10 protein-coding genes and 2 pseudogenes are annotated in these 14,615 nt (G+C 71.1%); 2 read left to right on the plus strand and 10 right to left on the minus strand.

The annotated features are described in order from the left end of the window. From D0D37_RS42200 to D0D37_RS42215, 4 genes and pseudogenes are all read right to left on the minus strand, one after another. A pseudogene (locus tag D0D37_RS42200) lies at positions 1 to 221 on the minus strand (EfeM/EfeO family lipoprotein); the annotation flags it as partial. A gap of 106 nt (positions 222 to 327) precedes the next feature. Beyond that, positions 328 to 1,962, minus strand: a complete 1,635-nt coding sequence (locus D0D37_RS42205; protein WP_425267030.1) for an alpha/beta hydrolase — start codon at positions 1,960 to 1,962, stop codon at positions 328 to 330. 121 nt (positions 1,963 to 2,083) lie between these two features. Next, complete coding sequence (locus tag D0D37_RS42210) at positions 2,084 to 2,491, minus strand: Imm7 family immunity protein (protein ID WP_116206176.1); 408 nt, start codon at positions 2,489 to 2,491, stop codon at positions 2,084 to 2,086. Then, entirely contained in the window at positions 2,492 to 6,748 is a 4,257-nt protein-coding gene (locus D0D37_RS42215) for a restriction endonuclease fold toxin (protein ID WP_116206177.1), read from the minus strand. Positions 6,749 to 6,976: 228 nt separating this feature from the next. On the opposite strand from D0D37_RS42215, the gene D0D37_RS42220 reads away from it, so the two are divergent. Then, positions 6,977 to 7,501, plus strand: coding sequence for a hypothetical protein (locus D0D37_RS42220; RefSeq protein WP_116206178.1), 525 nt, complete (start codon positions 6,977 to 6,979; stop codon positions 7,499 to 7,501). Positions 7,502 to 7,690: 189 nt separating this feature from the next. Here D0D37_RS42220 and D0D37_RS42225 read toward each other — a convergent pair whose 3' ends face one another. From D0D37_RS42225 to D0D37_RS42250, 6 genes are all read right to left on the minus strand, one after another. After that, a complete protein-coding gene (locus tag D0D37_RS42225) occupies positions 7,691 to 8,161 on the minus strand; it encodes a nitroreductase family deazaflavin-dependent oxidoreductase (protein ID WP_116206179.1) in 471 nt (156 codons plus the stop codon). Further along, positions 8,154 to 9,125 (minus strand): L-histidine N(alpha)-methyltransferase, encoded by a 972-nt coding sequence (gene egtD, locus D0D37_RS42230; RefSeq protein ID WP_116206180.1) that lies wholly within the window; start codon positions 9,123 to 9,125, stop codon positions 8,154 to 8,156. Before egtD ends, D0D37_RS42225 begins: the two co-directional genes overlap by 8 nt. Continuing rightward, positions 9,122 to 9,886, minus strand: a complete 765-nt coding sequence (egtC, locus tag D0D37_RS42235) for an ergothioneine biosynthesis protein EgtC (RefSeq protein ID WP_116206181.1) — start codon at positions 9,884 to 9,886, stop codon at positions 9,122 to 9,124. The genes egtD and egtC overlap by 4 nt, the downstream gene beginning before the upstream one ends. Positions 9,887 to 9,890: 4 nt before the next feature. Continuing rightward, positions 9,891 to 11,240: an ergothioneine biosynthesis protein EgtB gene (gene egtB / locus D0D37_RS42240; RefSeq protein WP_116206182.1), complete on the minus strand. Its 1,350-nt coding sequence runs from the start codon at positions 11,238 to 11,240 to the stop codon at positions 9,891 to 9,893. Between the two features lie 58 nt (positions 11,241 to 11,298). Then, a complete protein-coding gene (locus D0D37_RS42245; RefSeq protein WP_116206183.1) occupies positions 11,299 to 12,561 on the minus strand; it encodes a glutamate-cysteine ligase family protein in 1,263 nt (420 codons plus the stop codon). 449 nt (positions 12,562 to 13,010) lie between these two features. Next, positions 13,011 to 13,937, minus strand: coding sequence for a LysR family transcriptional regulator (locus tag D0D37_RS42250; RefSeq protein WP_116206184.1), 927 nt, complete (start codon positions 13,935 to 13,937; stop codon positions 13,011 to 13,013). 120 nt (positions 13,938 to 14,057) lie between these two features. Here D0D37_RS42250 and D0D37_RS42255 point away from each other — a divergent pair. Next, positions 14,058 to 14,615: pseudogene (locus D0D37_RS42255) on the plus strand (Glu/Leu/Phe/Val dehydrogenase dimerization domain-containing protein); the annotation flags it as partial.

A 14,615-nucleotide genomic window follows, 5' to 3' on the forward strand; every position in this document is an offset into this window, starting at 1 on the left:
CCGGTGGCCGGGTGGACGGGGTGTACTTCCATGGTGACGGCGGCGTTGTTGGGAACCTGGAGGTTCTGCGGCCCGGCCGGCGGCGCGGGGCAGCCGTCGCCGCAGGCCGAGCGCGAGACTTCGACCGGGCCGGGCTGGGCGGGCGAGCCGGAGCAGCCGGCGAGCACCGCGGTCCCGGCAAGGACCGCGGCCGCGCCGAACCCGCCCGCCCAGCGCCGCACGTCAACTCCCCTCAGGTGAACTTCTGGCGGACACTTTCACCGATCCGCCGGACGCTGACAAGAGGGTTGTGCCGATATGCCCGGTTCCGGGCCGAAGATCAACCGATCAGCCCTTCGCGGGCGTCGTGAAGGGCTGGTGGTCCGGCTGGAACACCTGGCCGTCGGCGGGAACCTTCAGGTCGATCAGGTACGCGGCGGTCGCGTCGTCGACGCCCCGAGCCCGGCCGAGGATGCAGTGACCGAACGAGTCGACCGACAGCAGCCGGGAGTTGCCCAGTTCCTCGGCCATCCGCTGGCCGAACCGGTACCGCGTGGCCGGGTCGTAGAGGTTGCTGACCACCAGGACCGGCGTCGCCGTCTTCGCGCGCCACGGCCCGCGGTACGGGTCGGACGTCTTCGCGGCCGGCCACACCGGGCAGGCGGCGATGTCGGAGAACACCTGGTAGCGGCCGAACGTCGGCGATTCCCGGTCCGCCTTGCCCGCGATCCCCGGCACCTGCTCCTGCTTGATCCGCATCGGCTTGTCCGCGCAGTTCACCGCGAAGTACGAGTCGTCGCCGGTGTACGGGCTGTCCGGGGCGAGGTCGAGCAGACCGCCGCGGCCCACCGAGAGGGTTCCCGTCCGCATGGACTGCGCCTGCGGCGACGGGTGCAGCACCGAGTACGCCTGCTGCAAGCCCTCGGCCAGCTCGGCGAACGAGTCCGGCGAGTACATCGCGCTCGACGCCGCGCCGATCAGCGTGCCCAAGTCCACCTTCTGGCCGCCGGGCAACGTGATCGGGTCGGTGCGCACGTGCTCGCGCAGTTCGTCGAACTTCGCCCGCGGGTCGCCCGCGCTGAACGCGCACTTGTCGCCGGCCTGGGCGCAGCGCTTGAGGAAGCCGTCGAGCGCGATCTCGAAGCCCTGCGCCCGCGCCAGGTCGTAGGTGACGCCGTCGTTGGTGCGCAGTTGCGGGTCGACGTTCCCGTCGATCACGATCGCTCGCGTCTGCTTCGGGAACATCGCGGCGTAGGTCGACCCGACGAGGGTGCCGTAGGAGAAGCCGGTGTAGGTCAGCTGCTTGTCGCCGACGGCGGCGCGCAACTGGTCGAGGTCGCGCACGACGTCGCGGGTGGACATGTGGTCGAGCAGCGCGCCCGCGTTGCGGCGGCAGAACTGGCCGTAGTCGCGGTACCCGGCGAGCGTGCCGGAGATTTCCTTGCGCGACAACGGAACCGGCAGCAGCTGGCTCTGGACGTCTTGGGCGTCTTCGGCGGTCGTGAAGCAGCGCAGCGGGTTGCTGGCTCCGACGCCGCGCGGGTCGAACCCGACGAGGTCGAACCGGTCCATCACCTGCGGGCGGAAGTAGCGGTCGCCGGCGATGGGCATCCGCAGGCCGGACCCGCCCGGGCCGCCCGGATTGAGGAACAGCGACCCGATCCGCTGCCCCGGGACCTTGGCGGCGCGCTTCATCAGCGCGATGTCGATGCTGCCGAGCGACGCGTCGTCGTGGTCGATCGGCACGCGGTAGCGCGAGCAGCTGTACAGCTTGAGCTGGTCTTCCGGGACGCCGCGCAGCTGTTCTTTGGTGCAGTCCTCCCACTTGACCGGCGCGGTGCGCGCGATCTCGGCGGGCTGGGCCGGCCGGGCCTGCGCCGCCGGATCGGCCGGCGCCGCGACGGCAGTGCCCGCCAGCCCGGTCAGCGCGGTCGCGATCGCCGCGACCAGTGCTCCGGTTCGTGCTCTTCTCGATCCGCGCACGTGGAATCTCCCCTGGTTGCGCACCCGTCTGATTACGGGGCGTCACCGAGACTGGCATAATCCGGCCAAGCCGGGCACCGGCCAAAAGGAGGAAGTGCGGGGTCGGGCGAGGCGACGAGGCTCAGGGGCAGTCCTCGATGACGGGCTGGATCGGCGAGAGGAACGGGTCCAGCCGGAGACCCAGTTCCCCGCGCGCCATGACCCGGACCCGGAACCCGTTCTGCCCGGGCGCGTCGGAAGCCTCCTCGTCTCGTTCGTACAAGAGCCCGTACGACCCGGGAAGCAGCCGGGCGACGTACTCCAGGAATTCGATCACCTCGGGTATTTCCGTCCCGCGATGGTTGGGCGCCCCGTCCACCCTCAGGACGTAGATGCCGTTGAAGATCTTCAGCGTCACTTCGCTGGTTCCGAAGTCGGTGCCGGCGATCCGCGCACGGACCTCTTCGACCAGCTCGTCGAGCTTCTCCTCACCCCACTCCGGCTCGGCCGGGGATTCCTCCAGCTCGAACCAGCCGTGCACCACATACATTCAGATCTCCGAGATAGGTCCGATTTTGACGACCGGCTCGAGGCCGTACCGGCGGGCGTATTCCGCGATCTTAGCCAGGACCTGGGGATCCGGCGGCACCTCGAAGTGGAAGAACGGGATCCGGCCGGTCAGCTTCGAGTACTCGAAGGTCCTCTTGGCCTGGACGCGGAAATCCTTGCCTATCACCACCCGCTTCGATTTGGTCTGAGCGATGTACAGATCGCTGATGACGTCGAACTCCCGCTGGAACGTGTCGTTGACGAAGATGCCCCGGGAGAAACCCCCGAGCCGCTCCGCCAGTTCGTCGGCGGCGGCATCGCCCTTGGGAGACTTCTTGAGCCCGCCCAGTCCGGCGTTGATGCACTCGTCACTGTCGTTGTTGTGCACCAGGACCGGCGTCCCGGCGGCCTCGATGTAGTACGTGTGGAGGCCGTTGACCGTCAGGTTGTACGTCCGTCCGCTGCCGGAATAGCGACGGTTCGCCGCGACGCTGACGTGCTGGCCGCGAGTGCTGTCCAGCTGAGTCCCCGGCGCGAGCGCTGCGGCTGGCGCCCACGTGTGCGCAGTGCCGTCCCAGAAGAGATGGTGTGCAGTGGCGGTGACCCGCGCGGAGCCGCCGGGCGTGGCTAGCGTGACCTCGTCGAAATCGGTGTCGTCGTCGGTGATGTGCACGGCATCGACGACGTGCTGCTGGAGCACCGGGCTGTCCGGCTCGGCGTTCGCGACCCGGTCTCCCGTGCGCACGGTCTCGATGGGCTTGGTCGTGCCGTCCGCCATCACGACCGGTGTCCCGGCCACGAAACTGTTGCCCCGGCACAGGATTTTGCTGAGGCTTTGTGCCTCTTCGGCTATCTGAGCGAGTTCCGCTTCGCCTTCCTGAGCCAGGGTGGCAGCTTCGCCCAGTTCCGCGTTGATCTCGGCGCCGAGCACGTCGAAGGCGCTGCGGCCGCTGCCGAGAGTGTCGGCCAGCCCGGCGATTCCTTCGAGGCTGTCGGCGACGCCGATTTCGGCCCCGGCTCCGCCCAGGAGCGCGAGGACGTCGCAGACTCCTTCGCACGCGGCGGTCAACAGGCCGATGCCGATGAACATGAAGATGTCGTCGACCGGATCGCCCCCGCCGTCGGTCATGATCGGGTCCGGGTACCGGGCCGCGAAGCTGGGGTTGAACAGGTTGTGCGGGTCCAGGCAGGCATTGGTCTTGTAGCTGCCCTGCGGATTGAGCTGACGGCACAGGTCCTGCAGATGGTGGAGGATCCGCTCTTTGTCCGCTTGGGTGCCGGTGACCAGCAGGATGCAGTCTTCGGTGCTGTACCCGGCCATCGACGTCGCGGGCCGCATCGCCGGCTGGCACGCTTGCTTGCGCTGCTCGACGATTTTCTGCTTCTCGGACTCGACTTTGGCTTTGACTCCGTCCCAAGCCGCGCGTGCCGCGTCGGCGGCGTCCTTCGCGCTCTTGCCCGCGCCGAGTGCGTACTGGTACGCGTTGTGCGCGTAAACCGCCGCGTCACGCGCCGAACTGGCGGCTTCCGCGGCCGAATGAGCGGCCCACGCCGCGGACCGGCCCGCCTGGTCGGCCGCGGAGATCGCCCGTGCCGCCGCGGCCGCGGCTGTGTTCGCCGAAGCTTGCGCCTGCTGCGCGGAAGCGGCGGCGCGGTTCGCTGCTTCCTGGGCCCGGGTGGCTGCGACTCCGGCGGCAGTGGCCGCTTTCTGCGCCTCGCCGAGGTAGCGCGTCGCGTCCTCGTCCGCCTTGCGGGCGCGGGCCGCGGCAGCCTGGGCTTCGTTCGCGTCGTGGGTCGCGGATGCCGCCGCGCTGGTGGCCTGCTCCAGCAAGCTGTCGATGGCGGCGTTGTGGGCAGCGGTGTTCTGGTCGCGCCGCGCTGCGGTGAACTGCCCGACGGTCAGGAACTCGTGCAGCAAGGTCGGCGGCCCGTCCAACGCGGCTTGCGCCCCGGCGACGACCTCGCGCGCCCCGGCGGCCCGGGCGGCGGACTGCACCTGTTCCGCCTTGACCTGGTCGTCCGTCTGCAAAGAGACGTATTGGCCGGTGTCGAGGAACTCACGCAGCGCCTGGTCGGTCCCGGCGTCCAGCGCGCTCTGGCCGTGTTGCACAACCACGGAGCGCCCGGCCGCCCTCGCCGCGGAGATGATCTGGCTGACCCGCAGGGTGTCGTCCTGCAGACGGCCCGGGTAGTCGCGGCTGCGCAGGAAAGTCCGGACATCCGCGTCCGAGCCGGCTTGGGCGGCCGCGGCGGCCGTCTTGAAACCGGACGTGCCCGACTCCGCGAGCCGGCTGAGGAGGACGCGGTCGTCCTGGCCCGCGGCGGCGGTCAATCCGGTGGTGACGAAGTCGGCCGCTTCGTCGTCCGAGGCGGAGATCGCCGTGGCCGCCGCGGCTTTCGTCCACGGACCACCGAGGTCAGCCAGCTTCAAGGCGACCTTGCGAGCGTCGCTGACGACAGTGGCGCGTGCGGTGCCCGGCGCAGCGGTTTCGGCGATCAGCCGGTTGGTCTCGGCGTCCCAGGTGCTCGCTTGGTCCAGATCCGTTCGCGGAGGCGCCGGACGGGTGGCCTGTGCCGCGGCGGCCTCGCGGGCCGCGTCGTCGGCTTGCTGACCCGCCAGAGCGATCCGGTCGTCCTCGGCCTTCCGGGCCACCTGCGCGATCTGTGCCGCCTGCTGCGCCGCGGTGACCGCGGTGTTCGCCGCAGCGGTAGCGGCGTTCGCGTGGTCAGTGGCTTTTCGGGCCGCCTCGTCGGCTTGTCCCTTGAAGACCGCGGCGGCCGCAGCCGCATCCGCGGCCGCGCGTGCGTTGGCTGCGGCCGCATCGGCGGCATCGGCGGCCTGGCCTGCCGCGGTGCTGGCCTGATCCGCCCACGACTGGCTTGCCTGGGCGGCTGCCACCGCGCGAGCGGCTTGGGATCGCGCCCGAGCCGCCGCTGCCTGGGCCTGCCGCGCGTCGGCACCGGCCGCCGCAGCCGCGTTGGCCGCGTCAGTCGCCGCCTGCGCCGCAGTGCGCGACTGGTTCGCGGCGTCCGAGGCCGCTTGCCCCGCGGTCCGGGCGTTCTGCGAAGCGGTCCTTGCCGATCGTGCGGCATCCGCGGCGGTCGACGCGGCGAGCGCCGCATCGCGCGCGGTTTGAGCCGCCGTGGCCGCGTCGCCCGCCTTGGTCTGGTCGCCAAGCGCTGCTGCTGCGGCGTCATACGCGTGCGAAGCGGCCCTCCCGGCTTGCGAAGCCGCCGCCGCGGCCCGTGAAGCGGCGACCGCGGCGGTGTGTGCCGCGGCAGTGGCCGCGTTCGCCGCACCGATCGCCTGACGTGCGGTGACCGACGCTTGGTCCGCGGCGTAGGCGGCCCGGGTCGCGGCATCGGTCGCCTGATTGGCGTGCCCTTCCGCCGCACCTGCCGCGTCTTTGGCTTCCTGGGCCGCTTTCTGCGCGGCGGCGGCCGCGGTGACCGCGCGGTCTGATTCCTCCTTCGCCTGCTGGGTTTCGCTCGCGGCTCGTTCCGACGCGGCCTTGGCCGTCGAGACCAGATCGGCGATGGAGGCGGTTTCGGCGTCACGAGCCTGCGCCACGGGCAGATCGGTTTGCAAGAACTGGTTGAGGGCGTCGAGGGTGCCCGCGTCGAGCGCCTGCTGGCCGACCTTCTTCACTTCCGGACCGCCGGCCGAGATCGCCCGGCTGACCTTGACCGACTGGTCGGTTTCGAACGCTCCCTGCCACCCGGAGTCGAGGAACTCCCGCAGCGCATCCTGGGTGCCCGCGTCGAGTGCCTTCTGCCCGGCTTTCTTCACTTCCGGGCCGCCGGCCGACATCACCTGGCTGACCCGGACGCTGACGTCGATGTCGTGCGGCGCTTCCCAGCCGGAGCCCACGAACGCCTGCAGCGCTTCGTCGGTGCCCGCGTCGAGCGCCTGCTGCCCGGCCGACCGCGTCGCCGTCCCGCCCGCCGACATCAGGCGGCTGACCTGAACGGTCCGGTCGATCGACGCGTCCGGATCCTTCTGCGTCGTCAGGAACCGGGCGATGTCCGCGTCCGTCCCGGCCAGAGCCGCCCCGGCGTCGCGCTTCGTGGCGGGCCCGCCGACCCGCCACAGCAGCGCTGTCTTAGCCCGGTCCGCAGCGGCGGAGGCGGTCTGCGCCGACGCGCCGCTGTCCGCCCCGTCGGCCGAGGCCGCCGGCGGAGTCAACGTGCCCGCGGTCAGCGCGACCGTCGTCACCGTGATCAGGGCAGCACGAAACCCGGGTCTTTCCCAACGCATCCCAGTCCCCCTCGATTGACCAGTGCGCAAATCTCGGCCCCGACCAAAATGCGCGGAAGAATATTTACCGGTCCACCGGAGAGCAGGTCAACCGCCAAAAAGACGTGATCGACATCACCATGCGGATTCGCGAAATCTCCGCCTAATCTCGCACTGCCCGAAATCGGTTCCGGGTCCGGCATGCGAATTGGGGCAGATGTCGGATTCAACCCATTCTAAGGAAGACTTATGAAACGGTCCTATTGGACATTTGTCCTCGCCGGAGCTGCCGCCGCCGGCGCGCTGACCGCGGTCGCCGTCCCCGCGAGCGGAGCCTCGCCCGCGGCGGACGAGCCACCGTCCATTGTGGAGGATTACAGCTACCCGGGCGCGGCCGCGATCCTCGCGAGCGACCACGTCCAGCTGATCAGCGGGGACGGCCATATCCTCTACCTGCCCTGTTCCGCGCCGGAAACCCCCGGCGTGATCGTCGTCCGCACCACGGACCGGATCGGCTCGGCGGGCAACGGCAAACTCTGCTTCGAGGTCACCGGGACCACCGGGCAGCTGACCCTGAAGGTCCCGAACGTCTACGCCATCCGGGGCGACGGCACCTCAACCGCGCCGGGTCACAAACTCAAAGCCCAGCTGACCACCGACGCCGGAGCCAACACGACGGTCGACGTCAATCCCAATGCCGACACCCAGGTCGGAATCGCGACCACTCCGCCGGGAGACGCTACCGCATTGCTCCGATTGGACGCATCGCGCTGATTTCCCGGTAGCCGGCCACGCGCACCTTGTTTCGCATTCGTCCGCACGGACGTTGCCCCGCGCGGATCGGGCACGCTCGTGGCTGGCCTCGCGGACCCGGCGGCGGAGTGGGCGGCCGGAGCCCGCGCGGTCAGCGTCGCCGCCCGGACCTGAGCCCGGCAGGGCCGCCGCCTTGGCGACGCCGGGCTGTCAGCAGCGGGACAGCACGAACACCGGGAACTCCCGCCCCGCCTCGTCGCGTTCCATTTCGTAGCCCGGCCAGAATTCGAGCAGTTCCGCCCACATCCGGTCGTACTCCGCGCCTTCCAGCTCCCGCGCCTTGACCTCGATCTCGCGGCCGCGCAGCGCGACCGTCGCGCGCGGGTTCTCGCGGAGGTTGTGCGTCCACGCCGGGTTCTGCGGGCGGCCCCAGTTGGAGCCGGTGAGCACGAACTCGCTGCCGTGCGGGTAGTACAGCAAGTTCGTGCTCCTCGGCAGGCCGCTGCGCCTTCCGGTGGTGGTGAGCCGCAGCGACGGCAGTCCGGCCAGGCCGACCAGGGTGATCCGGCCGCCGAACCACCGGTGCAGCTGCCGGTCGGTCGCGATGATGGAACGCGAGGCGCCCATCAGCCGGGGCTGGGCGCCGAGCTTGCGGGCAAGCGCCGCGAGAGGTTTACGCACGCACTGATCTTGCCAAACTCACCCCGAACCGCTGCTGTGAGTCTGTCCACCATTGTTCCAGCGCGAACCCGGCGGCGTTCAACTCGGCCTCGACGCCGTCCGGGCGGAACTTCGCCGACACCTCGGTGCGGATGTGCTCGCCCTCGGCGAACGGCACGATCAGGTCCGCGCCGGGGATGCGCACCTCCGTCCGGCAGCGGGCGCGCAGCCGCATTTCGACCCACTCGTGGCCGGCGTCCCAGTGCGCGACGTGGTCGAACTCGTCCGGGTCGAAGTCCGCGCCCAGTTCGGCGTTGATCACGCGCAGCACGTTGCGGTTGAACGCCGCCGTGACGCCCGCCGCGTCGTCATAGGCTCGCTCCAGCGTTTCCTGGTCTTTCACCAGGTCCGTGCCGAGCAGCAGCCACTCCCCTTCGCCGAGCACGTCCCGTACCGAGCTGAGGAACTCCGTACGTTCGCCGGGCAGGAAATTGCCGATCGTGCCGCCGAGGAAGGCGACGACCCGCGGCGCGGTGCCGGGCAGCAGCTGCAGATGCTGGGTGAAGTCGCCGACCACCCCGCGCACCTCGAGCTTCGGGTAGTCCGCCGTGATCGCGGCGGCCGCCTCGGCGAGCGCGGTTTCCGACACGTCCATCGGGACGAACGCCTCCAGCGTGCCGTGCGAGGTGAGCGCGTCCAGCAGCAGCCGGGTCTTCTCGCTGGACCCCGAACCCAGCTCGACGAGCGTGTGCGCGCCGGTCCGCTCGGCGATCTCGGCCGCCCGCTGCGCGAGCACCTCGCGCTCGCTTCGGGTCGGGTAGTACTCCGGCAGCGCGGTGATCTTCTCGAACAGCTTGCTGCCTTCGGCGTCGTAGAACCACTTGGGCGGCAACCACTTCTGGTCGGCCGTGAGCCCGTCGCGCACGTCCGCGCGCAGTTCGGCCGTCACGTCGCGGCGATGGCTCTCCAGGTCCGCTTCGGTCATCGGGCGGTGCTCCGTTCCAGAGTCAGGGGAAGAACATCGACGCCGGGCGCGGTGACGCGCACGGCGTGGTGGTCGGGCACGGCGGTCCAGGCCGGGTCCGGATCGCACGGCTCGGACGCCAGCACCACACCGGTTTCGGTGCGGCGCACGGACAACGCGTGCGTCCAGGCGGTGCCGACGAGCAGTTCGCCGTCGGTGAGCAGAAGGTTCAGCCGGGAGCCCGGGGCGACCGCCTCGACCTCGCGCACGAGGCCGGTCACCGCTTCGAGCGGCTCCTCCCCCGCGCGCAGCCGAGCGCGGAGCAAAGCCCACAGCAGTGCGGAATCCGTCGGCGCTTCGAGCGTGAACAGCTCGGTGACGTCGAGCTTTCCGGCGAGCCCGCGCATCGAACCGGGCCAGCCGCGGACCACGCCGTTGTGGCTGAACAGCCAGCGGTCTTCCATAAAGGGCGCGGCGGCTGCCTCGGTGACCGGCATTCCGGTGGTGCCGTTGCGCACCGCCGCGACGAAGGCCGTGGTGCGCACCGAAGCGGCCAGCGCGGGCAGCGTCTGGTCAGTCCACAACGGTTCCCGGCGGCGGTACCGCTGCGGCGGCGCGCCCGGTTCCGGGTACCAGCCGAGGCCGAAGCCGTCGGCGTTCACCGAACCGCCGCCGCGCATGTCGAGCGGCGCGTACGACTGCACGAGCAGCGCGTGCGGCGCGGCGAACATCAGCTCCGCCGGGGACACCGGCGCGCCGAGATAGGCGAGATGACGGCACATCCGGCTAGCCCGCCTCGCCCGGGCGCGGATCGCGCGCGCACCGGAAGCCGGAGAAGATCTGCCGCCGGATCGGATAGTCCCAGTTGCGGAACGTGCCCCGGATCGCCGCCGCGTCGGTGCCGAACGACCCGCCGCGCAGGATCTTGTACTCCGGTCCGAAGAACACCTCCGAGTACTCCCGGTACGGGAACGCCGAGAAGCCCGGGTAGCCGTGGAAATCGGTGCTCGTCCACTCCCAGACGTCGCCGATCAGCTGGTGCACGCCCAGCGGCGACGCTCCGGCCGGATACGCGCCCGCCTCGGCCGGGCGCAGGTGGCGCTGCCCGAGGTTGGCGTGCTCGGCGGTCGGTTCCTCGTCGCCCCACGGGAAGCGCCGCGACCGGCCGCTCGCCGGGTCGTGCCGGGCGGCCTTCTCCCACTCCGCCTCGGTGGGCAGCCGCTTGCCCGCCCAGCGCGCGTACGCCTCGGCCTCGTAATACGAAACGTGCACGACCGGTTCGTTCTCTGGGACGCGCTCGTGCACGCCGAAGCGGGTGCGCCACCAGCCGTCCGGTTCGCGGCGCCAGAACCGGGGCGCGGTGATGCCGTGCTCCCGCAGGTACGCCCAGCCGGGCTCGCTCCAGAACCGCCGGTCCTGGTAGCCGCCGGATTCCAGGAATTCGACGTACGCGCCGCAGGTGACCGGCGTGGTGTCGAGGACGAAGGCGGCCACGTCGATCTCGTGTGCCGGGCGTTCGTTGTCCAGTGCCCACGGTTCGGCGGTGGTGCCCATCGTGAACCGGCCGCCGGGCACGAGCACCTCGGCGGGCAGCTTCCGGGCGGGCGCGCGCGGCGGCTCCGGCGCGTGCAGGACGGGGTCGCCCTTGCGCAGCTGGTGGGTGGCCAGCATGGTCTCGTCGTGCTGCTGCTCGTGCTGGGTGATCATGCCGAAGGCGAACGCGCTCTCGGTGAGCCGCCGTCCTTCCAGCGGCGCGGTTTCCAAGACGTCGAACGCCTTGTCGCGAACTTCCTTCACATACGCGCGGGCCTCGGCCGGGCCGAGCAGCGGCAGCGCCGGACGGTCCGCGCGGGCGTGCTGGAAGGCGTCGTAGAGGTCGTCGATGTCCGGGCGCAGCGGCTCCCGGCCGCCGACGTCGCGGACCAGCCACAGCTCTTCCTGGCTGCCGATGTGCGCGAGGTCCCACACCAGCGGCGACATCAGTTTCGAATGCTGCCGCACGAGGTCCTCGTCGTCGACCGCGTCGGTGAGGCCCACGCTGCGCTCGCGCGCCCGGGTGAGGGCGGCGGCGGTGTGCGCCCGCAGGTCTTGCGGGCTCAGCTCCAGCAGCGGGTTCTGTTCGGGGATGGTGCTCATCGGTCCTGACTCCTCGAGTCCGGTTCGCCGGGCGGCCCGGCGGTGATCTCGGTCCTGCTCATCGATCCTGGCGAGGCACTCCGGCGGCCCGGGCGCGCAGCCCGGCGGCCAGCCCGGCCACGGTGCCGTCGGGAAGCCCGGTGGACGGAAGCCCGTCGATGCCCAGCTCCACCAGCTCCCTGGCGACCGCCGCCAGTGGCGCGTCGGCCATTCCGCACCGGGCGGCGTCGGCCCAGCGGCCCGCCGCCGGCGCGCACACCTCGCGCACTTTGTCCACAGTGGACTGATTCGCCAGCAGCGCGGTGACCAGTGCTACCGGCGGCAGCCATTCCCCCGGCGGCTGCCCGTCGAGATACCTCAGCTCGAGGTAGCCCTGCGGCCGCACCGGGGTGAACATCGTGGTGAGGTGGTAGTCGAGGTCCGCGAACGTCGGACGGCGCAGCACGGTGGCCGAGCCCCGGCCGCTGATCCACTCGGCGAAGGTGAGCCCCTCCGGCGCGTCCCACGGCCGTTCGCCGCGCGGGAACACCATCAGCGGCGTGTCCATCATCCGGCGGGCCCATTCGCGCGCCGGGTCCGCGCCCGGCTCGGGCGACTGCGTGCGGACCGGCTCGGTTTCCCGCACCGCGAGCCAGCGCGCCGACGCGAATCCGGTGTCGGACCCGGCGTGCACGCGGGAATTCGCGAACAGCGCGAGCAGCGGCGGGCCCATCGCGTGCGCCGCCGCCCAGCGCGCGGCGACCTCGTGGGTTTCGCCCGCGTCCACGCAGATCTGCAGGCCCGCGGTGCTGCACATCATCGTGATGCCGCCCGCCCCGATCGGGGCGAACCGGCGTTCCATGGCGGCGTAGCGGGGGGTGCGCAGAATGCGCCGGGGCGGACGGTGTTCGTCGATGCCCGCGGCGCCGAGTTCGAGGCCGTGGCGGGCGAGAAGACCGGTGAGATGAGCGAGATCGGCCTCCACAGCCGCGTGCAGATCACGCAGCGAGGCCTGCGGCAGAGCGGAAAGCTCCACCTGGCACCCGGGTTCCAGGCTCACCGGCGCACCGGCCGGGAGCGGGACCGCGGGACTGTCGGGGCGCAGCGTCCGCGGGGTGTGCGGGCCGAGCGCCGTGGCCAGGACATCGGGGTCGAGCGGGCGGACCGGGTCGCCGGCGTGGTGCACCGTGAACTCCAGTTCCACCCCGACCAGTCTCGGCGGGCCGTGCTTGAAACACACCGAGGCGACGTACTGCTCCCCCTCCGCGCGGTCGGCGAGCACCCGCGCGGTCAGGTTCGCCGCACTCCCGGATCTGTCCGGAAAATCGTGCACTGCAGTCATCTGTGGCCGTCCACGTCAGGAGGTCCGCGGGGCCGGACCTCGTCGCTTCGCGACGCTACACGCGGGGTCTGACAAAAACAGGGCCGCGAAGCCCCGGCGGCGATCGATAAGGACCTCGTAATCTGTGTTGACCTGGGAGTTCACCGAACAGATCACACTCGCGCGGACTGCTCCATCCGGGGCAGCGGGGCCTCGCTCCCCGGTCGTCTCATTCCGATGCGCTGAACGGCATTCTCGGGAGATTCCGGGCGCCGCGAGTCGAGGCCGGGCCGTTCGGGCCCGCTCGCTGGGCGCGCGGTCGGCCTCCCCGCTCGCGGATGCCGGTACCTCGCCGGACGGACTGCGCCAGCAACGCGGCGATCATCGCCACGGCGGACAGGATCGTCGCAGCTTCCTCGGCGCGGCTGAAGTCGTGGCCGAACTGGGGGCCCTTGCCGGGGCGCCCCGCCTCACGGCAGGGCGGGTTCGGTGCCCAGTCCCAATTCGGCCGCGGCCTCCTGCACCGCGGCGACGACCAGGTGCAACGCCGGTCGCCGGATCTCGGTGCGGCGGTAGGCGATCGACACCGTCCGCAGCAGCGGCGGGGCGAGCGCGACGACGTCGATCCCCGGCGGGCGCAGCAGCCGCAGGCCCAGATCGGACACCAGGGTCACGCCGAGCCCGGCGCCCACCATCGCCATCGCGGTCGACTGCTCCTCGACCTCGTGATTGATTTTCGGCTGGAAACCGTGCCGCTGGCAGGCATTCCGGATCGCACGGCCGAAATGGGACTTGGGACTCGCGAGGATCCACGGGTGCTCCGCCAGCGCGTCGAGCGGCACCGTCGTCGAAGGCAACGCGCCCGCCGGGACCGCCGCGTGCAGCCGCTCCACCGCCACTACCGCGCGTTCCAGCCCGGCGCTCCACTCCATCGGGGCGTCGGAGTAGTCGATGACGAACGACAGGTCCAGCGTCCCGTCCCGCACCGCGTCGGCGGTCGCCTCCGGGGCCAGTTCCTTCGTCCGCACTTGGATTCCCGGGTAGTCCGCGGCCAGCGCGGTGAGCGCGGTCGGCAGCAACCCGGACGCCACGGACGCCCAGACGCCCGCGGTGAGCCGCGCGGACATCGAGCCCTGCGCCTCCTCCAGCGCGAGCGTCGCGCGCTCGACCGACCCCAGGATCTCCTCGGCGTGCTCGGTGAGGAGGATGCCGAGTTCGGTCAGCTGCACCCGGCGGCCGAGCCGCTCGAACAGCTTCGCGCCGACGTCGCGTTCCAGCTGCGCGAGTTGCTGGGATACCGCCGAAGCGGTGTAATGCAACGCCGCCGCAGCCGCGGTGACCGTGCCCCTGCGGTGCAGTTCGCGGAGCATCCTCAAGCGGTGCAACGAAAGCTCCATGTACGAACCCTAAACAACTTCGTGCACATTCGGTAAATGGACGCGCGCACCGATCTGGCAGCACCCTCGGAAGCAGGCGGCGAACAGCGCCGCCCGGGACTCGAGGAGGTGAGTGGCTCGATGGACACGCGTATCGCCGAACCGCTGATGAAGCTGACGTGGACGGACCCGGTCACAGGTGCGCGCGGCTACCTGGTCGTGCACAGCCTGGTTTCCGGCGTCGCCACGGGCGGCACGCGAATGCGCGCCGGCTGCACGGTCGACGAGGTGGCCGACCTCGCCCGCGGCATGGCGAACAAGACGGCCGCGTTCAACCTCCCGGTCGGCGGCGCGAAGGGCGGCATCGACTTCGACCCGAAGGACCCGCGCGCGACCGGCGTGCTCACCCGCTTCTGCGAGTTCCTGCGCCCGTGGCTGGACGCCAGCTGGGTGACCGCCGAGGACCTCGGCGTGCCGCAGCACCTCATCGACGAGGTTTTCGCGACGCTGGGGCTGGAGCAGTCGTACCACGCCGCGATCCGCCGGTCGGCTGATCCGGCTCGGACGCTTCGGCGGGTTCAGGCAGGGCTCAACGCGCCGGTTCCCGGCGGGCAGTTGCTTGGTGACGTGATCGGTGGTTACGGGGTGGCTCAGGCTTGCCGGGGGGCGGCGCGGCTTGGTATCTGCATGAGGCGGGGA

The organism is Amycolatopsis circi (genome assembly GCF_003385235.1).
Taxonomy (GTDB): Bacteria; Actinomycetota; Actinomycetes; order Mycobacteriales; family Pseudonocardiaceae; genus Amycolatopsis; species Amycolatopsis circi.